Here is a 24,213-nt window from a genome sequence, read left to right as displayed (position 1 = left end):
ATTTTTTTTGGTTGTTTTAAGAAAGTTTCACATATTTGTAATCTGTAAAAATAATTGAATTTGATATGAAGAAATTAACTGCGAGTGTTTTCGCGGTTGTACTATCGTCATCATTTGTGATGTTGTCAGCCCAAAACACAAAAGATACCCTAAAGACCAAAAATATTGAGGAGATAGTTGTTACTGGAGCCTTAGGTATTAAAAAGAAACAAGACGCTGTTACTGCGGCAAGCCAGGTTGTAGGAACTAAAGAACTTAATGCAGCATCAAACCCAAATGCTGTTCAATCATTGACAGGTAAAGTTGCAGGTTTGCAAATTACAACAACAAATGTGGGTGTAAACTCAAGTAATAGAATTGTATTAAGAGGAACCCGTTCTATAACAAGCGACAATCAGGCTCTTATTGTTATAGATAATGTGATTTCTTCCTCAGCTGTATTTCAACAATTACCCCCAGACGCAATTGAAAATGTCAATGTTATTAAAGGACTTCAAGGAGCTGCTTTGTATGGTTCTCAAGGGGTAAATGGAGTGATTGTTGTTACTACTAAAAAAGGAAGTAATAACCAAAAAATTCAGTTTAATCTTAATTCATCGGTTGAAATTTCCTCTGTTTATAAATTGCCAAAAATACAGACTAAGTATGGGCAGGGTGTCCAAGACGAGACTTTCAGTGATGTAGATTATAATGGAACAAATCATGTTCCTTGGGAGAATACCTCTTGGGGACCAGCTTTTGATGACCCGAAAATTGGAGGGCAATATGTAGAAACCGGCTTGCCACAAGCAGATGGAAAGTTTCTTTTTGCAAAGTATGCGCCAGTCAAAGATCATTTTGCGAAATTTTTTAAAAACGGAGTTACTTTCCAGAATGGAGTATCTATGAATGTTGGTGGATCTGATGCGTATGCTTATTTGAATTTGAACAGAATGAGTAGTGACTTCATGGTGGAAGGAGATAAAATGCTTAAGAATTCATTCCTATTTAAAGCAGGTAAGAAATTTGGAAAATTTAGAATAGATGGTGATATTAACTATATTTACAGATCTACGACTGAAACAAGTCATGACTTATATGGAGAAATGTTACAAATGCCAAGTAATATTGACATTAGAAACTATAGAAATTCTGGATTAGAGGGCAACTATAGCGTTTATGCGTTGAATCCATACTGGACAATTCAAAATGAAAGATACAATGCCAAGACTAATTTTATTTCAGCAATTATAGGTCTTCAATATGAATTTAATGATCATATTAATGTGACATATAAAGGAGGTTTGCAGAATACAATGGGAGACTTTGATAATTATAATAATGGTTTCAAATTTACCCGTCAGTATAATGGTACAGGAACAGGAATAGACGGAACCTATTTCTCTGACTACGGAACAGGTGATGTTACCTCTCTTTTTAGACAAAGTCTTTCTAAAACTTCAAATTATTATGGAGACTTATTAGTAAACTTCGATTATAATTTAACGGATGATATTGTTTTAAAACTTAATACAGGTATTAATACTCAGGATAATAATTATAGAATTAACGAAGTTGGAGGTGAAAACCTTAAAATAGCCAAATGGTATAATTATGCGAATGTTTTAAATCCATATTTAGCTTATCAGTTAAATAATTATCAACTAAGAAGCCGTGTGTTTGCAGTATTAGGAAATTTGGATTTGTCATATAAAAATTATTTATATTTGAATGGTACTTATAGACAAGAGTGGAACTCTGTTTTTTCCGTTCGTCCAACAGGTACTTATGAGCAGGATTTACGAAGTTATGGATATTTTTCTGCCGGTCTAAGTTTTATACCTACTAATGCTTTCGAAAGCCTAAAAGGAGATATATTGAATTATGCAAAAATATCTCTATCATATACAAGTGTAGGAAATGCACCAATAGCGGCTTATGCTGTAGATCAGATTGGGTCATTCCCTACAGGCTATCCATTTGGAACTAATACTGCTTACATTGCTAATCAAAACCCTACATCAGAACTTATACGACCTGAAAATGTTTATACAAAAGAAGCAAACTTGTATTTAGGTTTTTTTAAAGATCGGTTGACTTTAACAGGTTCTTATTCTCAGTCGGATACAAAAAGATTGATTACTCGTGTTACTTCTAGTTCAACTACAGGTTTGGCAAGTCTTCAGAATAACTTTGGAAGAATGGTTAATAATACATATGAGCTCGAATTAGGGATTACACCTATTAAAAGCAAAGATGTAGAATTAAACATCAGAGGATTTTATTCTTCTTCAATAGCTAGAATTAAAGAATTGCCAGAAGGAGTAGATGAAGTGAATTTATTAAGTTATTCAACTCCTGGTGTTGGTATTTTTGCAATTAAAGGTGAAAAAATGCCAATGATAAAAGGAACAAAATATCAGAGAGATCCTAATGGAAATATTATTGTTGATTCTAACGGAAATCCTTTAACAACATCTACTTTTGAAATATTAGGGAAAGCAAATCCAGACTACATTTTAGGCATGAACCTTAGCTTTAGAATTAAAGGCTTTACTCTTTCTGGTACTATGGACTATAGAAAAGGTGCTAGTTTTATCTCAATGTCTAAAAGACTATTGATGTTTACTGGTGCAGATCCTATGACTGCTGATTATGATAGAAGTCAGGGTTATATTATTCCAAATTCTGTGCAGCTTGTTAATGGAAATTATGTTACTAACACTACTCCTGTAGGAAACAGTGCAGATTATGGAGGTGCGGTATCATATTTTACAGGAGCAGGAAGAAATATTGGTGAAAATCTTGTTGTAGACGGAACAGCATTAAAGGTAAGAGAATTAGCTTTAAGCTATAGCCTGCCTAAATCACTTTTGGCATCAACTTTTGTTAATTCTGCTACTTTAGGAGTTTTTGCAAGAAATCCGTTTATAAAATATGCAGATAATAATTTGAATTATAATGATCCGGAAACTGCTTCTGGTAACGGTAATGCTAATGGAATAGCATTAGATACACAATATCCGAATTATAGAACATTTGGATTTAACTTAAATGTAACTTTTTAATAGGACGAGAATTATGAAAAATATTAAGATAAGTACTTCGTTAATCGTTGGAGCGTTGGTTTTAGCCTCTTTTCATTCATGTAATAGATACCTGGATATTAATGAAAATCCAAATGCTATTCATATTGAGGAGGTAACTCCGGATTTATTATTGCCAGGAACAAATACCCAGATATTTAGAACTCAGGCAACTACCATGAATGTTTTTGGTAATTTAATGATGAACTCTTGGGCTGGTAACTCGTATGTTTATGGTTCTCCTTATGTAAGGGAATTTAACCTTAATACTGTGGATAATAGTTTTTATAATGGTATTTGGGACGGCTTATACCGTAACATGGCGAACTATAAGCTAATAGAGAACTATCCTAATACTGATGGTGCTCAAGATTATTATGTGGCAGCTGCTAAAATTATGAGAGCATTTTATATGCAGACAATAGTTGATTTATATGGAGATGCTCCTTTTTCCGAAGCGTTTAATTATCAATCAAATTTGACTCCTAAATATGATGATGATAAAAATATTTATCACGCTGAAATTGAAGATTTGGAAAAAGCTATTTCATTAATTCAGCACGCAGGACCAAGTGTAATAGCTTTAAACCCTTCTACAGATAATATTTTTGGAGGATCAACTACTAAATGGATTCAATTTGCTAATACTATCAAATTGAGATATCTTGTAAGAATGAGTCGACTTACGGGTTCTGAGGCTACTTACAGAGACCAAAAACTAGCATCATTAAACGGTGCAGCTTTTATTAACGAAGATGTTTTGATAAATCCTGGTTATTCAGCTGCTACAGATGATCAACAAAATCCTTTTTATGGAACATACATCAGAACAACGGCAGGAACTAGAGTAGGACAGGTTGTTACTGTTTCTGAGCATTTTGCTAATGCATTAAATGGCAATCCAAATAATTTGGTATTACCTAATAATCCATCAAATATATATGATAAATATACCGGGCTTGCAGACCCTAGGAGGGGAAGAGTATTTACATTAGTTTCGGGTGCATTAAAAGGTATTCGTCAAGGTGCTTTGGCGGGTGAACCTGGAGCTCCGACAGGAAATAACTCTGTTTCAAGAATAGGGTTAGGAATTACAAGCGAATTATCTACAGCAAATAATTCTACAAATATTAGCCTGGGTTCTACTAAATCAGGAGTAATTATGTCAAAGTCAGAAATTAAGTTTCTTCTTGCAGAGGCAGCTTTAAGATATTCTTCGGCAAATCTAGGAGATGCTCAAACTTATTTTGAGGAAGGAATACAGGCTTCATTTACTTATTTAGGTGCAACTGGCGCTACAACTTATATTGCTGCTGCAAACTTAAGACCAGGACTAGGTTGGGCGGGATCAATGGATCAAAAAATAGATGCAATTATGACGCAGTCTTGGATTGCAAATACAAGTATAAATCCTATTCAATCATTTATTAATTATAATAGAACTGGTTATCCTTATACTCCATTGGCAACTACAACTAATAAGCCTAATAAACCTTATCGATTGATATATCCCGTGTCTGAGTATGTCGCAAATTCATCAAATGTACCAAATGTTTCAAGTGCGGATGCTTTCGTAAGAAATCAGTTCACCCCATTTTGGAATCAAAACTAATTTTTACAATACAATTTTAATATATTTTTACCGCCTTCGGGCGGTTTTTTTATTTTTTACGCCTGATTTCTCTTTCAATATACAAATATGCTTAGCATAGCTTTAGTGTTAAGTTATAACTGTTTATATTTTGAAATTTTTCAAAGTATTGAGATTCAAATTGTTTAGAGTTTGTTGCTATAGATAATATCAATTTAAATGATTGTTATTATTTCTTAAATGAAATTAACATTTAATTAATTGATTTTTGTTAAATATTTAATTTTTAACTAATTTTAATACTTATTTGAATGTATTTATTTTAAAAAATTAAAATAAATACATTTTTTTTAATTTTTACTTTGTGATATTAAGAAAGTTTTACAAATTTGTAGGGTACAAAATTAATTTGATATGAAGAAACTAACAGCAAGTCTTCTTGTTTTAGTATTATCTTCTTCTATAGCTGTTGCAAATGCCCAGCAAAAGAATGATACTATTAAAACAAAAGAGATCGAGGGCGTAGTCGTAACCGCTCTTGGTATTAAGAGAGAAAAGAAATCTTTGGGATATGCCTCACAGGAGATTAAAGCAAGTGCTCTTTCTGATGGAACAACAAACACAGGTAACATTGGAGCTCAATTGTCTGGTAAAGTAGCTGGTCTTAATGTTACTACCAACAATAACTTTGGTGGATCAGCAAATTTGCTTATCAGGGGTGTTAAAACATTAGGAGGAGGAAACCCATTGATTGTAATTGATGGATCACCAGTTAATAATACTTATACACAAGAGAAATCAATTGATTATGGTAACGCCTTATCTGATATTAATCAGGAAGACATAGAATCAATTAACGTATTAAAGGGTGCCGCAGCATCGGCTTTATATGGAGAAAGAGGTCTAAATGGTGTTATAGTTATTACGACTAAAAATGGTAAAGGAAAAGATGATGGTTCATGGGGTGTTACTTTATCATCTTCAGTAAATGTTGGCTTTATTGATAAATCAACATTTCCGGAATATCAGACTAGATATGGAGCTGGATATTCTCAAAAATTTGGATCTAAAGGCCCTGGAGGCTTAAATAATGCCAATTTTGGAGCAGATGCTTCTTGGGGTCCAAAATTTGACCCTAATTTGTTGGTATATCAATGGGATTCTTTTGATCCAACATCTCCTAATTATGGCAAAGCAACTCCTTGGGTGGCAGCTAAAAATGGGCCAATTGAATTCTTTAATAATCCTGCTACATACACGAATACTGTAACATTAGAAAAGGGTGAAAAGGGGAAAAATATCAGTTTTACATATGACAATATGATGTCAGATGGTCTTATGCCTAACTCACATATTAATAAAAATACTTTTTCCTTAAAAGTAAATTATGATCTGACTTCTAAATTACATTCTTCTTTCTATTCTACAATGACATTACAGGATACGAAAGGACGTAGTATAACTGGATATAGCGATAATACAGTTACAGGTTTCAGACAATGGTGGCAAACTAACGTAGATGTAAAGGATCTTGAAAGGGCTTATTTTGCCAATGTTAATCCTAGTATTGCTAGTGCAGCGAATAATTATGGGAATGTTACATGGAACAGAAAGTCTGCTTCTAATGGGGCTCCGGCATATTGGAATAACCCATACTTCCAAGCATATCAAAATTATACAAGTGATAAAAGACATAGAAATTTTACCTATGCTCAATTAACTTATGATTTATTAGATAATATTTCTGTAACAGGTAAGGTATCTTATGACAGATCAAATCTTTTTGCAGAAAATAGAGTAGCTGTTGGATCTATAGCTCAGCCTTTTGGGCAATCAGGAAATGACGTATCTTCTGGTTATGCAAGACGTGATGTACTGAGAACTGAGACAAACTATGATTTAATGGTGAATTATAAATTTGACATTACTGATAACATTAATGTTTCAGGAGTTTTAGGTGGAAATATTAGAAGGAATTATTTTAATTCTGTATATGGTTCAACTGAAGGAGGATTAGTTGTTCCTGGAATTTATGCACTATCAAATTCTAAAAAAGCTCCATTGGCATCAGATGAGAGTGAGTATACCACACAAACTAACTCAGGGTATATCACAGCATCATTTGATTTTTTCAAAAAGTTTTATATAGATGGAACGTGGAGAGTTGACCAAAGTTCAACGCTGCCGGCTGGTAATAATGTATATAACTATCCATCAGTAACCGGATCTCTAATCATGTCGGAAATTTTAGATACTAAGAGTTGGATGAATTTCTGGAAATTAAGAGCAAACTACGCAGAAGTAGGAGGTACTGCAGATCCTTATATGCTGACAAATAATTATAGATCTGCGGGGATTTTATCAGGTGTAGGAATATATAGTTCAATTTTGAATCAAGCCAATCCAGATCTAAAACCTCAAAGGTCTAAAGAATTTGAAGTAGGTACAGAAGCACATTTCCTAAAGGATAGAATAACAGTTGATTTTGCTTATTATAAAACAAAAACGATAGATCAGATTATCACACTTCCTGTTTCTTCAGGAACAGGCTATACAGGTAAAGTTATTAATGCAGGGAGAATTGATAATACAGGGTATGAAGTTCAGTTAGGATTGGTGCCAATAAAAACAAAAGATTTTACTTGGAATATTGATGCCAACTGGTCTAAAAATAAAAACGAGGTTGTGAGCCTATATCCGGGAATTACTAACCTTCTTCTGAACAGCTTCCAAGGAGGAGTTTCTCTGAATGCAAGAGTAGGAGAAGCTTGGGGAACTCTAATCGGAAGTGATTACGTCTATTTGAATGGACAGAGAGTTATTGATCCTGACACAGGAATTTATCAAACTAATTCAAATCAAATCATAGGTAATACTACTCCTGATTGGATTGGAGGCATCAGAAATACCTTTAGCTATAAAGGCTTCTCTTTAAGTTTCTTAATTGATATGCGTAAAGGTGGAGACATTTTCTCAACGGATATGTATTATGGTATGGATACAGGGCTTTATAAAGAAACTGCTATTGGAGATTACAGAGATAAGGATGTTATACTTCCTGGAGTCTTGCCGGATGGAACTCCTAATAATATAGCATTGTCACAGTTTTCAACTGGAAGTAACTATGGCTATGAAACCCAGCCGGCAAAAGAATTTGTATATGATGGATCTTTTATTAAGCTAAGAGAGGCTAGCATTGGCTATATGCTTCCTAAATCTTTATTGGCTGGAACTAAAATTTATGATGCGAAAATATCTATTGTAGGTAGAAATTTATGGATCATTCACAAAAATCTTCCATATGCTGATCCTGAGGCTATGATTGGGGGAGGAATTAATTCTTATGGATGGTCAATTGGATCTATGCCAACAACAAGAGATATTGGAGTAAATGTTACATTTAAATTTTAAAAAATCAACAATGAGAAATATATTAAAAACTGCCTTATTCGGCATATTTATATCTGCAAGTCTGGTATCATGTCAAAGTGATCTGACTTCGTTGAATGAAGATCCTAAGCACCCATCGATTTTACCTTCAGAAAATTTACTAGCTACGGCATTATTCCAGTCTTCTTATTATATGGACAATCCTAGTGTGAATTTTAATAATTATCGTTTTTTTACTCAGCAATGGGCAGAAGGGCAATATCCTCAAGAAACACAGTATGATTTGGTAACCAGAAATCAGCCTAGAAATCATTTTAACAGGATGTATGTATACAGCATCAATAATATCAGACAGGCAAAAGAAAATCTGAAAACAGAAGTGGAAACTGATGATGTTCGTACAAACAAATTAGCAACATTGGAAATTGAAGAGATTTTCATTTGGGAGAACTTGGTTAATACTTTTGGTGATGTGCCTTATTCCGAAGCTTTTAAGCCTAATGAGATTCTTACACCAAAATATGATGATGCTAAAAGTATTTATGTAGATTTAATTAAAAGAATTGATGCAGTCATTGCTACAGTAAAACCTGCAGCAAAAGGGTATGGTTCTGGTGATTTAGTCTACTCGGGAAATATGAATAAGTGGGTGAAATTTGCCAATTCTGTGAAATTAAGACTGGGAATAAACTTAGCAGATGTTGACCCAACATTGTCAAAAGCAACTGTTGAATCAGCAATTGTAGGAGGTGTAATTTCTTCTGAAGAGGAAGCCTATAAATTTGCCTATGATGGGAATACATTTTCAAATCCTGTTTTCGATAATCTTGTAGCTTCTAACAGAGATGATTTTGTTCCTAGTGAATTAGTTATCAATACTATGAATAGCCTTTCGGATCCAAGAATGGATAAATGGTTTACAAAAGTTGGTGGAGTTTATAAGGGAGGTGTTTTTGGTGAATTAAATGACCCATATAGTGATTTTTCTCATCTAAACGATTATTTCAGATCATCTACAACAGCTTCAAATTTATTAAGTTATGCAGAAGTAGCTTTTCTTAAGGCTGAAGCAGCAGCTAGAGGATATTCAGCAGGTGGCACAGCAGCAGATCTGTATGCTACTGCAGTAACAGCATCTATGAAAGAAAATGGTGTTTCAGATACTAGCATTGCATCCTATCTTATTGCTAATCCTTATAATGCAGCTAATTGGAAACAATCAATCGGAGTTCAGGCATGGATTGCTATGTTCAATAAAGGATTTGCTGCATGGAATTTTACAAGACGTTTAGATTATCCGGCTCTTGTAAATCCGCCAAAATCTAACTTGTCTTCAGTACCATATAGAATGCCTTATTCTGATCAGGAATATGTGTTAAATGGAGCAAATGTTAATGCCGCTGCTAGTAAAATCGGTGGTGACAAGGCGACAACAAAACTATTCTGGGATAAATTTTAATTTATATATTTAAAATAAATTTGTGAATTTAATAATCTAATGCGTTATATAAAATTTTTTATAGGGGTTTTTCTCTTTATGGTTTTTACCTCATGTTCTTCTAGCAATGATGATATTAGTATTATAGAAGACAGTGTCAACATCACTGGAAATTGGAAACCATATAAATATGAATTTAGAGGAAAGACAATTTTGTTAAATGAGTGTGAGAAAAAGGGCCAAATATCAATCAATACAGATTTTTCAGGTGTCTATGAAAGGTACAATCTTGTTAATTCCGGTAATTGTGGTCTTGCTGAATCTTACAGTGGTATGTGGAGCTTTGATAATAGCAACTTAACACTAACTTATAGTGAGGCAGGAACTGTAAAAACATTAAAGAGAACTGTTCAGTCATTTGATGATTTTGAGTTAAGAATTTCAGATAATTCTAAAGATTTAGATGATACACCTGGAAATGATAATGCAATTTTAGTTTTTGTTAAACAATAATCCTTATAAAAACCGCCTTCGGGCGGTTTTTTTTATTTGTATAACGTAAGGTCAATGATATCGATTGGATAGATATGTGAGATTATTTTTAAATTGATTTTTTATTTCATATTAATTTATTATCTTGGTCTAATGAGACTTTTACAGCCTTTACAACTAAATTAAAAAAGTATTATTATGAAAAATCTAAAAAAATTATCGAAATCAGAATTAAAAAAAATTGCAGGTGGATGGGTTCCCCAGCCAGGACAGAGTTGTCCGGAAGGAACTTGTCAGTACACAGAAAATGGACCTTGTAGAATTTACAATCCCGACAAATGTTATTAATAGCTCTATAGCTTAAAAGCTACAGGAATAACGTTTATGAATTAATAAAAGAGTTCGGTAATTGTTACCGAACTCTTTCCGTATATTTGTACTTCAAAATTTTGAAATGAAATACGGGCTATTACATATGGCCTTTGAAAAATAAGTACGAACACATGAATATTAAAGATATTATAGAACAAAAACTTTCGGAGATCATTTTAAATGTATATCAGTTAAAAGACATCAAGCTGGAAGTTCAGGAGAATAAAACGGAATTTGAGGGTGATTTTACTATTGTTACTTTCCCGTTGGTCAAACAATTGAAAAAAAATCCTGAGAGTATCGGGGTTGAATTAGGTGAAGCGTTAACAGAACAGACGGAACTTTTCGAAAGCTTTAATGTAGTGAAAGGTTTCCTGAATGTTAAAGTGAAAAACCAGCTGTTTGTGGACAACTTCAGATCTGTAAGCAAGAATTTTTCCACTATAGAAAAGAAAAATGCTACGGTAATGGTAGAATATTCTTCACCGAATACCAACAAACCATTGCACTTAGGGCATATCAGAAATAATTTATTAGGATTCTCAGTTGCTCAGATTTTAAAAGAGGCTGGATATGATGTAATCAAAACCCAGATTATCAATGACAGAGGTATTCATATCTGTAAATCTATGCTGGCATGGGAGAAATTCGGGAACGGAGCAACTCCTGAAACAACCGATACCAAAGGAGACAAATTTGTTGGAAACTATTATGTAGAATTTGACAAAAATTATAAAAAAGAAATTGCAGAGCTTGTAGAACAAGGGGTAGGAGAAGAGCAGGCTAAAAAAGATGCTCCGGTAATGAAGGAAGCTCAGAAGATGTTGTTGGATTGGGAAAGTGGAGATGAAACAGTGAGAGCGCTTTGGGCAGAAATGAACTCATGGGTTTACAAAGGATTCAATGAAACGTATAAGAGATTAGGTGTTGATTTTGACCAGGTTCAGTATGAAAGCAATACCTATATTTTAGGAAAAGATCTTATTCAGGCAGGATTGGATAAAGGCGTTTTGTATCAGAAAGAAGACGGTTCTGTTTGGTGTGACCTTACCGATGAAGGGCTTGATCAGAAGCTGTTACTTCGTTCAGACGGTACTTCAGTCTATATGACTCAGGATCTTGGAACGGCAGTGGAGCGTTTTAAGCAAAATAATATCCAAAAATTAATCTATACTGTAGGAAACGAACAGGATTATCACTTCCAGGTTTTATTTAAGATTCTTAAAAGACTGGGGTATGAGTGGGCAAATCAGTTATTCCACCTTTCTTATGGTATGGTTGAACTTCCTGAAGGCAAAATGAAATCCCGTGAAGGAACCGTTGTAGATGCAGACGACCTGATGGCAGAAATGCATGAAACGGCAAAATTAAAAGCTATAGAACAGGGAAAACTTGAAGGTCTTTCAGAAGAAGCAAAAGTAGCTTCTTATGAAATCATTGGAATGGGAGCACTCAAATATTTCATGCTGAAAGTGGATCCTAAGAAAAAGATGTTGTTCAATCCGGCAGAAAGTATTGAATTTAATGGAAATACAGGACCGTTTATTCAATATACCTACGCTCGTACGCAGTCTTTGCTGGCAAAAGCAGATTACCAGTATAAAGAAATATCGGATGTAACTTTAAACCAGTATGAAAAAGAACTGATTATGCTTTTGACCAGTTACAAAACAATTGTTGAAAGAGCAGCAGATGCATTGAGCCCGGCCCTGATTGCCAATTATGTTTATGATCTGGCTAAATCTTATAATTCGTTCTATCAAAGTAATATTATTCTGAAACTGGAAGATGAGAATTTAAAACAATTCCGTTTAAATATATCAGATCTCACAGCAAAGACGATTAAAAAATCGTTGGAACTCTTGGGAATCGGAACCGTAAACAGAATGTAAAAATAGAAAGAAAGCCTCCTGAAATTTTTCAGGAGGCTTTCTTTCTATTTTTTATATATCAATAATCTCGCATCAGAAATATCCCGGATCTCAAAATCTCGCAACCCGAACCTCGCAACCCAAATTTACATTTTATCACTACTTTCACCCTGCATCTGTTTCAGACTATCCGCGTACAACTTAGCAGGAGTCCATCGTGCATGTTTGGAAAGAACTACTTTATATCCCTTTTTATAAGTATAAACTTTAGTAAATTCTGCGCCGAAGAATATCAGCATACAGGAATAATTGATCCACATCATAATCAGAATGACTGTTCCTGCAGCGCCAAAGGCTGAAGTAGGTTTTACCTGGTTAAAATAAAGACTTAATAAAAACTTTCCTAGGGTAAATAAAACAGTCGTCAGAAATGCTCCTTTCCATACCGGTTTCCAGCTGACTAAAACATCGGGCAGTACTTTAAACATCAAAGCAAATAACAGCATCACAAGACCAAAGCCGACGCCGAAGTTGACAAACTCTACCAGCATATACGTTTCAAAACCAAAATATTGCGTGATAATCGTATTAAAAAGGCTGATCAGAGAAGATAAAATCATGGTGATCATCAGAAGAAATCCCAGAATAAGGATCATTCCCAAAGAATTCGCCCTGTCCAGTAAAAATTTGACTAATGCCTTTTTGGGAGCAGCTTCTACTTCCCAAAGTGTATTTAATGAATGCTGAAGCTGAAAAAAAAGGGTCGTAGAACCGAAAACCAATGATCCGACCCCTACTGCCTTCATAAAAATATTTTTTTTGTCAATCAAAGCACCAGCGAGCATATCTTCAATACTTTTCGCTACATCCGGGCCCATTATACCACTGATCTGTGTGCTGATCTGCCCGCGAATGGCTTCTTCCCCAAAGAAATTTCCAAGTACCCAGATAATAATGATCAATAATCCCGGGATAGAAAAGATGGCATAATACGCAAGACTTGCTGAATCTTTTGATGCGGAAGAATTGTTCCATTCTGTAAAGGTGTCTTTCAGAACTTCCCAGAAAAATTTGGCAGTTTTAATCATATTAAAATGGATATCCGATGGCAATATTTAAAACAAGATTGTCTTTTCTCCAACTTGAGTCTCCGAAATTGATTTTATCGAAGGCCCATCTGTCTCCTTTCTGATAGTAAGGAACTCTCAGTGGCATGGCAAGATCCAGTCTTAGAATCAGGATTGAAAAATCCAGTCTCAGACCTACTCCGGCTCCCACCGCAATTTCATTTAAAAAATCTTTTGAAAACTTAGCCCCGGGTCTGATTTCATCATCGTGAAGCAGCCAGATGTTTCCGGCATCTACAAAAACGGCAGCATTTAAGAACTTATAAAGATTGGCACGGTACTCTGCATTTAATTCCAGTTTGATATCCCCGGACTGGTCAAAATAAGCCCCCGGTTCTATCGTTCTCGGATCAAAACTTCCCGGCCCTAATGTTCTTGCACGGAATGCTCTGATACTGTTGCTTCCTCCTGAGAAAAATTGTTTGGAGAAAGGGACAAATTCTGAATTTCCGTATGGATAGGCAATTCCTCCGATAAATCTCGTAGCCAGTGAAGACTTTTCACTGAACTTATGATAGAATCTGAAATCGTTTTCAATCTTTACATATTGGCTGAAAGGAATTCCAAATATTTTCTTTTCCTTATCTTTTTTTACATCAGCTCCGGTAACCAGTCCCGTAATATTTCCTGCCAGATCCAGCGTTCCTTTATAATAGACGGTATTGGTCTTTGGCAGCATGGTATTGGTATAGGTATAAGAATAGGTAGGTCCAAAAATAAGCTGCTTTGCTACAACTCTTGCCATAGCTGGATTCTTCTTTGATATTGAATCATATTCTGCGGTAACATTTGCCGGGGATACCAAAGTAATATCAATCACTTTCAGATCATGTTCTTTCCTTGCATTTTCTTTCCACATATATCCGAATGATCCGGTGAAATTATTTAGGGTATAATATTGTGTTCTGTTCTGGAATTCATATCCCAATGTGATATTCGTTCTGGGAACAAATTCACTGGAAGAATGAAAACGGAATGGTGCTACAATTCTCGGAATCGAAAGCTGTACATTTGTTCCTGCACGGAAAATATTATTGGCATTCTGGGCACCTCCCATCTGGAAATCAAAAGCTCCGTAGATGGCTGCTTTAAATTGTTCCGCACCCCTGAAGAAATTTCGATGGGTCCAGTTCAGGTTCAACTCACTACCCGCATAGTTGGCGGAATTGGTTCTTCCCAAAGCTTCCAGACGGAGTGATTGGACTTGTCTTGGAGTTAATAAATAATAGGCATCAAATTTATGGTCTAAAGAATCAGATACGATGAATTCATTTTTTACAAATTTGAATACTCCCAGACTGATCAATCGGTTCAGGGTAAGATTGTGGTTGGAACGGTTGTAAAGATCTCCTTTTTTGAAATATAAGGCTCTGTCAAAAATCTTCGGTTTGAATTTATGCTGCGGATCAATGACGTAAATGTCATCGAAGCGATATTTGGAAAGAGAATCTTTATCCATCGGGATGCTGTATTTACCATCTTTCACATCCTGGATATTGTAATTGGGAAATACAATAACATTATCAATACTGAACTGCTGCGTTGCCAAATCAGGCGTGTTATCCTTCAGTTTTACATTAAGCTCAACTTTATGATTCTTACTCACCGTACTGTCGGCCTGCACGATAATATTATCAGGATGAAAATAATAAAAACCTCTTTCCTTTAACCTGTTGTCAATTCTTTCTCTTTCTGCTTTGATGACATCCAGATCAAACGGTTTTCCGTTTTTAAGAAGAGTTTTATCCGTAAGGTTTTGAATTTCCTGATTAACCAGTGTAGAATCTTTCTGGAATTTTACACCGTCTATCAGATATCTTGAGCCAGGTCTTACTGTATAAATAACCTGAGCTTTTTTATTCTTTGAAACCGTATCATAAGTTGCTCTGGCATTAAAATATCCTTTGTTTTCAGAATAATTTTCAATGATATCTTTATTGAACTCACGATCTACATCTCCCAATAATACTGGTTTTTCACCCACTTTGTACTTAAGCCAGTAATTAAAACCTTTGTCTTTTTTAGGCTCCTTGGCTATGTTATAGAAATACAGCTTTGGGCGCAATCCCAGAAATGTAGAATTAGGCTTTGGGGTGAGGTTTGCTTCCAGTGCAGACTCAAGATCTTTTTTTTCTTTCTTGGAAATCGTATCATTTTCAATCTTTACTTTGGCTCCCGTATAGAGCATCTGGCCTTCTTTCAAAAACCTGGTGTTGCTGCACGAGATTACCGTGGATGCCATTCCGGAAACCAACAGATACTTACAATATATATGGAACTTACTATTCATTATTTAAATTCTACCACTTGGTTATTTTGATTTTTTTTCGGCTTCTTCTCTTTGGATTTCTGGAAAATCTCCCGGAATTTGTCATAATCCAATGTAATAATGAATCCAACTCCGGTTTCTATGATCTGGCCCTGAAGAGCTACCTGATATTCATCCTTACGATACGCCCGTAACATATATCTTCCATCTTTGGAAAGACTGTAATCTACAGAAACGTTACCAGCAATATTGGTCATATTTTCATTCTGGCGGGCCTGGCCTTCCAGTCCGAAATTACTTCCTACCGTTACTTTCAGTCGGTCATTCAACAGTTTTTTACTGATATCGACGTTAAGATCAGTTCGGGTATTTTTTTCTCCGGTGGAATAATCTTCTGAAGAATCAAGACCAAAATTAAGATCTACTCCTTTAATCAGCCCTGCTGCAAGATTATTCAGCTGCTGGGACAGGATCTTACTTACACTCTGCCTTGCCATGGTCTCTGCAGACATTCCGGCACCGCTTTCAAATGGATTTTCTCCGATAAAACGGTTCAGAAGCAATAAGGCAAACACCTGTTTGTTCAGCTCAGACTCCTGGGTTCTGATCTGGGCCAGCTTCTGATCTACAACATCTTTTACATTCGTAGATACAGAATTATTTTTTTCATCAGTAGTAATATCGAAAGTAAGCTGAGGTTTCAATAATTCCCCTTTCATTTTTAACAAGGCATTAAAAGGAACCCTCTGCTTAAACTGATTCATTGTTGAGGCACTCTCTCCACTGATCTGCTGTTCCACAAGGTCAATAGGCGGAGCTTCTGTTTTATAAACGGCGGTAATATCCATTTGAGCCATCGTAGGTTCACCTGTCCATGTAATGGTACTGCCTTTCTGGATGTCAAATTTACGCTTCAGGAAACTTACCGAAAGATCATAGCTTCCTTTTTCCACTTCATATACACCTACCAATGTGGTTTTTCCTGACGGATCTATTCCTCCGGTTAATTCTGCTTCACCCTGAAGCTGTACAAAATCACCATTGGCTTTATCAATGATCAATGATAGTTTTGCCTCTTTGCTGACTTCAATATTAACACTTACATCCATTCCTTTGATACGGCTCTGTGCATTAAGAGAATCAGCTTTGATCGTTTTGTTTAAAACCACCTGATCCTGATCCACAAATTCTACAATACCATCTCTCTCCTGCAAAGAAGGGCTGGATTGAGGAAGAACAAAAGTGAAATCGGTGTTGTCTGCCACGCTTAACCTTCCGTCTACCTTTGGAAGATCAAGGTTCCCGCGGATATGAAGTCCGGCATCAATGGCCAGAATACCATACATGATCGCATCATTGGATTTCTCCGAATTAACTACTTTAAAATCTTTTGCATTTACATTAAGGTTAAAAGCAAAATCCCTGTATGTCTGTGTCAGAACCTGCCCGTCCACTACAAGGGCATTTCCGTCTTTATCTTTGATTTTAAATTGATCAAACTCTATTCCCTGACTGGTAAAGTCTATTTCATCACTCAGATGTCTGAAATCACTTCCCGTTTTGGCAATTTCCAATCCGGCATCATTGAATTTTACTTTTCCTGAAATATTAGGTTTGTCACTCGTTCCGGTAATCTTTAAGTTTCCTGAAAGATAACCTTCCGTATTGGTAATGGCATTCATGGAGAATCCCTGAATACTCTTCATCTGAAGCTGATTAATCGCCATATTCAGGTCGAAAGTACTGGAAGAGGTATTGTAATCTCCAAGGATTTTTACGTCATTGTTATTTCCGGAAAGGGCAATATCTGCATTTAAAACTTTCGGTGAAGCATTGTTTACTTTTACAGCAAGATTTCCGACAGGACTTCCATAGACAATCAGGTCAGAAATATTCAGATCGGAAGTGAAGGTCATATTTTTAGTAATATCCCGAAGCTGTGCTGTCCCGTTAATGGTTCCTCTAGCCAGAACTGTATCTTTTTTGATAAGTTCCGTAATGGTTTCAATCTTGAAATCTTTCAATGAAATGTTCAAAGGGCTGCCTGGGCTGCTGCTTTCAGATTGAACAGCGATTTCACTGCTGCCATTGGAAAGAATGAAATTATCCGCCAGAATTCCTTTGTTGCTGATCTGAATTTTATTGTTTTCTGCAACATTCCAATCGGTATAGTTGAGTTTCAATCCATTCGGGTTAAGAGAAACTTCTGTAATATCATTCAACGATTTTGCATTTCCTGCAATCAGGAACTGAGTGGCATCTTTCTCGTCTTTTGTAGTAACGTTGTACCGGATGGTATTGTCCGCAACATCTCCGTCAATATTGATTTTATTTAAAGAAAAACTTGAGCTTTTCAAGGCAGCAACATTCATGCTGTATTGTAATGCCTGATTTTCATTCGTTACTTTTAAAGCCCCTTTTTCAATGGTATTTTCACCATATAATAATCGTGGAATTTGTCCGTCAATTTCAATTTTCTGAGAATCTGCATCATAATTCCCGACAAGATTAATGGTTTCAAAATCTTTCAGATCCGGAACAAATTTTCTGATCAGATCGTCATTTTTAATCTTTGCAGTAAAGTTAAAATGCTGCCCCGGATCAATTTTTTGACTTTTATCCGGCTTCTGGAACTGATAATACTGATTGACAGTTTGCGTTAAAGCTCCAAAAATCTGGGTAAGCTTATATTTACCTTTCAGTTCCACATCTGCAATCTGAGAATTGAAAACAATTTGTGTGGAATCCTGTGTAGAGGAAGCTTTCAGATTAACTTCCTGTACAGGATACACTTCTTTGGTATCCGAGAATGCAAAATCTTTAAGGTTGAGATATCCATTCAGATTATTCGGATCTAAACTAGTAAAATCTCCATCAATTTTTCCGGCAATGATCATCGGCTTTTCATAGAAACCAAGTTTGTTGACATCCAGTTTGATGACTTCTCCATTCACTTTTACCGTAGGATTTTTTTCATCATAAACTCCGGAAGCGGTCAGCTGCAGACTGGCATTCGGGTCTTTTGAATCTAAAATAATATGATAAGCTCCTTTTTTGATCTTTCCGGTAAGGTTCATGTTTTGGTAACGATATCCTTTGTAGACTGCGGAAGCAACATGGCCTTTTAAGTCGGCACTGGCATTTTTGAAATCAAAACTTTCTCCTTTGGCGGCAATTTGTGCCGTAACCGGACCAATATCTTTATTCTGAATGATTTTCCCAACCTGTATTCCCTGCAGATTAGCCTTTACATTGTATAATTCATGATTTTTTCTGCGCATGTCTACCTGTGCGATGATGGCAGCGTTCCCCAAAGTAGAGTAGAGGTTAAGATCTGTATTCACCACTTTCGTTGTTCCTTTTGCATTTCCTTTGATGCTGAAATGGGAAGGAAGTGAAATATTGGAAGGAATTGTATTTTTAGGGACAAGATTGAATATTGTTTGGGCATTGGATGAAAATTCCCCGATTCTCAGATCATAATACAACTGATCCGGATTCATTGCATTTTTGATCCTTCCGGAAGCCATTACCCTTAGCTGATCCAGCCCTGAAACTTTCAGATCCTGAATTAAAAGATCGTTAACGCTTCCTTTTACATTGGCGTTTACATTCAGGATAGCATTCGGGTATTTATTGAATGGAACCGTATTTCTCAATGTCGGAACCAGATTCAGAATATCGGAAAACCCTATTTTTGAATCTTTGATATTGGCCGAAATCTTTACAGCACCTAAGTTTGAGCTTAGCTGATCGATAGAATTATAGTTTAAAACAACCTCATCACGCAATAGTGTTTTTGGAGTCTGCAGATAAAGATCTTTAAGATAAGCCTCCTTTTCAGCATACACAAAATCGGTATTGAACTTTTGAATATCCAGCCCTCTGCCTTCTTTGATTTCTGCTGAGTTTACGGTTCCTGCAAAGGTGTTGTTCTCCATTTTGAAGCTTCTCACCTCCACGTTCATTTTTGAAAAATTAAGGTGGTTGAAGTCCATTCCCTGTTTAGTGGGAGCGATAGCGGTATTGTTATAATTGACCTTCACATCATTCAGAACAAGTTTTCCTAAAAGCAGTTTCATGGCTTTATCCTGATCGGAAACTTTTGAAATTTCAGGTTCTTTGGTCTTTTTTGGGTTGGCATTCTGAGCGGGAAGATAAAGGTTGGCATTAATGTCTGCCCCCGAAAGAAATACATTCGCTACGTTGAAAGCGTTGTTTTCAAGATCCAGTTTATTAACCTTTGTACTCAGTTCTTTGAAGATAACTTTTGCGAATGTCTTTGTATTTTCATCGCCGTAATCAATGTCGAAATGAGTAAGTTTTATTCCTCTTAAGCCAATATTCATAGGCTTTTTTTCATTAAGAGAATCTACTTTTTTCTCCACCTTGTTGGCAACTTCTTCTACAAGTCCCTGCTTTAACTTTAATTTTAAACCGTCGAGATTGATATCATTAACAGCATAGTTGTTTTTGTTAAGATCAAAAGTTTTAACTCTGGTATCGAATGACTTAAAATAGAGCTGAATATCATTCTTCGATTGCTGGTCGTTAAATGTTACCCCAACATCTTTTAAATTGATTTTATCAAGGGAAATAATAAAGGGTTTGGAGGGACTTTCTTCTTTATCACTGGAAGCAAAAGCATCAATGATATAATCAAAATTGAATTTGCCATCCGGTTTCCTCACTACATTGGCACGTGCTCCTTCCATTTCAACAGAAGTAATATCTGCCGTAGAATTAAGAAGCTTCAGCATATGTAAACCTACATCCAGTTTCTTCACTGCCAGAAGAGTATCTACATCCTGCCCTTTGAGATAAAGGTTCTCCATGACAAGGCTGTTCGGGAATCCTATATAGACTCTTTCCAGGCTTACGGGAGTTTTGATTTTTTTCTCAAGGTAAACAATGAGTTTGTCTTTGATGAAATTTTGAACGGCTGGAAGCTTTAAGCTTAGTATCAACAGGGTAAGAAGAACCAATATTGAAATAAAGGTTATTACAATACGCCTTAAGAGTTTTGTGGTGTTGATTTTCAGTTTCAAATGCGATGAGGTTTCTAACAAAGATAACAATACTATTTTACTTGGTCTTTGTTGTGGTACCCTTTGCGAATGCAAAAATCCTGCCTTGGCTGTCTTATTATGGAATTTTTAGTTTGTAGTTGTCAAGTGAATAGTTGAGTAAGACGAGTCAAGGCAGGGATTATTATGTTTAAAAAACGCCCCCTTTTATCATTTTTTAATGTTGAAAAGGTTAGTTAGCAAAAATGAAATTCAAATGTTAGTAGTTGTGAAGGGGGCGTGGCATGGTTTATTGATAGATAATAATAATTTTAGTTGTTTCCGTTCTCCCATTTCACTTCTTCTCCCTGAGGAGCTGCACCACCTTGTACCGTTGTGATAGGAGCGGTTTCCTGATTGATGTGATAAATATAAGCGGCAATTTTCTCTGCATCTCTTCCGGTAATGGTTCCTTCTTTAATGAAAGGTCTCATGGTAGGATTGTTCGGAGAGCCGTTTTCAAGCATCCAGAATACATTTTTAAATAAGCTTTTTTCTTTAATATTGATCCAGTGGGTATCGGTAAGGTTCGGACCTATACCTCCTTTTCCTCCGTCTCCGTGGCAGGTCACACAATTTGTTTTAAAAAGTTCCTGTCCTTCGGCAATATTATCAGCACTGTATTTTGCAGATTCCAGATTGATCTGAGGCGCCGTTTTCTCATACTCTTCTATGGAAGCCAGCATGGTTTTTGTTTCCTTCGTGTATTCTGCATCCGGATGGGCATAATCTGTAAAAGAGAAGGCTACCAGATATACGGCACAGAAAATACATCCGAACCAGAATAAGCCAATCCACCATTTCGGAAGCGAGTTGTCCAGCTCTGTAATTCCATCAAAACCATGGTCGATAAGAATATCTTTTTCTTCTGTAGCGCTTTGTTTTTTGAACGCAGAGTTCCATAATTTCTGGTAATAAGGAATCTTTTTTTCTTCCAGATATTGTTTTTTTTCTTCCTCGGATAATCTGTTGAAACTTTCATTTTCTACCAGGTCACCAATCGAATTCATGATCAGCAGCAGGATAATGGCAATTAGTATCAGCGCCCAGAAAAAAGGAGAAGAAAAATATCCTGAATCTCCGGCAAACATTTCAAAGGCCATGATCGTTAAACCTATCGTTGTTGCGATATATATTGAAATGGGGGTTCTCGTTTTCATTGCAGTTTAATTTTAAATATTATTCTACGCTAGCAGTCTGTACCTGTGTTGTTTTGATGTCTGTACCTAATCTCTGCAGGTAAGCAATCATGGCTACAATTTCTCTGTGTTCAAGCGGTACATAGGCAGATCCTTTTGCTGTTTTTTCTTTAGTCATCTGATCTTTTACATCCGTTGCTTCAGAATAAATTCTCTGTACAATTGCTTTGGACTGGTTGTCCGCCCATTGGCTGGCAGAATCTATCTGAGCTTTTGTATAAGGAACATCGAAGACATTTTTCATCAGTTTCATTTTATCCACCATTTGTGTTCTGTCCAGTTTATTACTGATTAACCATGGGAAACGTGGCATAATGGAACCGGCAGAAGTAATTCTTGGGTTATACATGTGTTTAAAATGCCATGAATCCGGGTTTCTTCCTCCTTCTCTGTGAAGATCAGGACCTGTTCTTTTAGATCCCCATAGGAATGGTCTGTCGTATACGAATTCTCCTGCTTTGGAGTACTGTCCGTTTTTCCCTTCAAATCTTACCACTTCATCACGGAAAGGTCTGATCATTTGTGAGTGACATGAGTTACATCCTTCACGGATATATAAGTCTCTACCTTCCAGTTCCAGTGGCGTGTATGGTTTTACAGCAGTAATTGTCGGAACACTTTGCTTCAGTGACAGTGTAGGAACAATCTCCACCAATCCACCAATTGCTACTGTAATGAAAGCTAATACAGAAAGAAGAGTAGGCGTTCTTTCCAGCCAAAGGTGTAAGCCTTCACCTTCTTTTCTTGAACTTCCGATATTGGCTAAGGCAGGAGCTTCTGCAGGAACTTCTTTCTGGAATGAACCGGCTTTGATTGTTTTAATAACATTTACAACCATCAGGATAGCCCCTGAAAGATAGAATAGTCCTCCTAAGAATCTCATTTTATAATAAGGAATGACAGCTGTTACAGTATCCAGCCAGTTTTTCCATAATAAAGTTCCGTCCGGGTTGAACTGTTTCCACATCAATCCTTGTGTAAATCCTGAAATATACATTGGAACTGCATAGAAGATAATTCCTAAAGTTCCCAGCCAGAAGTGCCAGTTGGCCAGTTTTTTAGACCAAAGAGATGTTCTCCACATAATTGGAACCAGGTAATAAACAATTCCGAATGCCATAAAACCATTCCATCCGAGTGCACCAATGTGTACGTGCCCGATAACCCAGTCTGTATAGTGACCAATTTTATTTAATGATTTTGTAGCGAGTAAAGGTCCTTCGAAAGTAGCCATACCATAGCATGTAACAGCTACTACAAAGAATTTAAGAATCGGATTTTCTCTTACCTTATCCCAGGCTCCTCTTAACGTAAGAAGACCATTCAGCATTCCTCCCCATGACGGAGCAATAAGCATAATAGAAAACCCTGTTCCTACCGCCTGAGCCCATGCCGGTAAAGCTGTATATTGCAGGTGGTGAGGCCCGGCCCAAAGATATACGAAGATCAGCGACCAGAAGTGAATAATGGATAGTTTGTATGAGAATACCGGTCGCTGAGCTGCTTTTGGCATAAAGTAATACATAAGACCTAATACAGGGGTGGTTAATACGAATGCAACTGCATTGTGCCCATACCACCATTGTACTAATGCATCTTTTACACCTGCATATACAGAATAAGATTTCCAGCTTGTGAAAGATAACGGAACTTCCAGGTTATTGAAGATGTGAAGCATTGCTACAGCAAGCCAGGTTGCCATATAGAACCAGATGGCTACGTACAAATGTCTTACTCTTCTTTTGGCAATAGTTCCGAACATATTGATTCCGAAAATGATCCATGAGAATGCAATTAAGATATCGATGGGCCATTCATGTTCGGCATATTCTTTAGAAGTATTGATTCCCATAAGGAATGTAATAACCACACTGACGATCATCAGCTGCCATGACCAGAAATGAATCCATGAAAGGGTATCACTATACATTCTGGTTTTAAGAAGCCTCTGCATACTGTAATAAGCACCGCAGAAAAAGGAATTACATACAAAAGCAAAAATTACGGCACTGGTATGAAGCATTCTGATTCTTCCGAAGCCCATGGCTCCCTGTGTATTGATTAGCCCCTGAATATTACCTGAAGCCAAGCTTTTAATAGTTGTATCATCCGTACCGAATAAAAATTCAGGCAATTCAGGATAAAAAAGCATCAATGCAGCTGTAAGCCCCAGCAGAAATCCTACAAGTCCGAATGCGATAGTCGCATAGAGGAATGCTCTGACAATATTATTGTCATAATTAAATTTTTGCGTCTCCATAAATTCCAATAGTGTTTACCGAAGTGATATTTTCTCTGAAAAAAGGCGTATTTTTAAACCTTTTCTATGTTGA

The 24,213-nt window shown here is 36.2% G+C and carries 12 protein-coding genes; 7 read left to right on the top strand and 5 right to left on the bottom strand.

All coding sequences use genetic code 11. The features are described 5' to 3' along the window. Positions 1–65 precede the first annotated feature (65 nt). The 7 genes from JNG87_RS01720 (at position 66) to argS (ending at position 12,240) form a co-directional block, all read left to right on the top strand. Positions 66–3,047 carry a SusC/RagA family TonB-linked outer membrane protein gene (locus tag JNG87_RS01720; RefSeq protein WP_202841361.1) on the top strand — a complete coding sequence of 994 codons (2,982 nt, stop codon included), beginning with the start codon at positions 66–68 and terminating at the stop codon, positions 3,045–3,047. Positions 3,048–3,060: 13 nt separating this feature from the next. Further along, positions 3,061–4,677: a SusD/RagB family nutrient-binding outer membrane lipoprotein gene (locus JNG87_RS01715; protein ID WP_202841360.1), complete on the top strand. Its 1,617-nt coding sequence runs from the start codon at positions 3,061–3,063 to the stop codon at positions 4,675–4,677. A gap of 393 nt (positions 4,678–5,070) precedes the next feature. After that, on the top strand, positions 5,071–8,067 hold the full coding sequence (locus JNG87_RS01710; protein WP_202841359.1) for a SusC/RagA family TonB-linked outer membrane protein: 2,997 nt from the start codon (positions 5,071–5,073) through the stop codon (positions 8,065–8,067). Positions 8,068–8,077: 10 nt separating this feature from the next. Next, positions 8,078–9,505, top strand: coding sequence for a SusD/RagB family nutrient-binding outer membrane lipoprotein (locus tag JNG87_RS01705; RefSeq protein WP_202841358.1), 1,428 nt, complete (start codon positions 8,078–8,080; stop codon positions 9,503–9,505). 39 nt (positions 9,506–9,544) lie between these two features. Beyond that, positions 9,545–9,997, top strand: coding sequence for a lipocalin family protein (locus JNG87_RS01700; RefSeq protein WP_202841357.1), 453 nt, complete (start codon positions 9,545–9,547; stop codon positions 9,995–9,997). 177 nt (positions 9,998–10,174) lie between these two features. After that, on the top strand, positions 10,175–10,324 hold the full coding sequence (locus JNG87_RS21765; protein WP_330743303.1) for a bacteriocin-like protein: 150 nt from the start codon (positions 10,175–10,177) through the stop codon (positions 10,322–10,324). 155 nt (positions 10,325–10,479) lie between these two features. Continuing rightward, on the top strand, positions 10,480–12,240 hold the full coding sequence (argS, locus tag JNG87_RS01695) for an arginine--tRNA ligase (RefSeq protein ID WP_202841355.1): 1,761 nt from the start codon (positions 10,480–10,482) through the stop codon (positions 12,238–12,240). A 125-nt stretch (positions 12,241–12,365) separates the two neighbouring features. On the opposite strand, the gene JNG87_RS01690 is transcribed toward argS, so the two are convergent. The 5 genes from JNG87_RS01690 to ccoN form a co-directional block, all read right to left on the bottom strand. Beyond that, positions 12,366–13,307, bottom strand: a complete 942-nt coding sequence (locus JNG87_RS01690) for a YihY/virulence factor BrkB family protein (protein WP_202841353.1) — start codon at positions 13,305–13,307, stop codon at positions 12,366–12,368. 1 nt (position 13,308) lies between these two features. Beyond that, on the bottom strand, positions 13,309–15,636 hold the full coding sequence (locus JNG87_RS01685; protein ID WP_202841351.1) for a BamA/TamA family outer membrane protein: 2,328 nt from the start codon (positions 15,634–15,636) through the stop codon (positions 13,309–13,311). After that, complete coding sequence (locus JNG87_RS01680) at positions 15,636–20,663, bottom strand: translocation/assembly module TamB domain-containing protein (protein ID WP_202841349.1); 5,028 nt, start codon at positions 20,661–20,663, stop codon at positions 15,636–15,638. The genes JNG87_RS01685 and JNG87_RS01680 overlap by 1 nt, the downstream gene beginning before the upstream one ends. A 290-nt stretch (positions 20,664–20,953) precedes the next feature. Beyond that, complete coding sequence (locus JNG87_RS01675) at positions 20,954–21,841, bottom strand: cbb3-type cytochrome c oxidase N-terminal domain-containing protein (protein ID WP_202841347.1); 888 nt, start codon at positions 21,839–21,841, stop codon at positions 20,954–20,956. Positions 21,842–21,860: 19 nt separating this feature from the next. Then, a complete protein-coding gene (ccoN, locus tag JNG87_RS01670; protein WP_202841345.1) occupies positions 21,861–24,140 on the bottom strand; it encodes a cytochrome-c oxidase, cbb3-type subunit I in 2,280 nt (759 codons plus the stop codon). Between the last annotated feature and the right edge of the window lie 73 nt (positions 24,141–24,213).

It is taken from the genome of Chryseobacterium cucumeris (genome assembly GCF_016775705.1).
Classification (GTDB): Bacteria; Bacteroidota; Bacteroidia; order Flavobacteriales; family Weeksellaceae; genus Chryseobacterium; species Chryseobacterium cupriresistens.
Note: the sequence above shows the minus strand (reverse complement) of the source record. Positions and strands in the feature narration are given on the sequence as shown.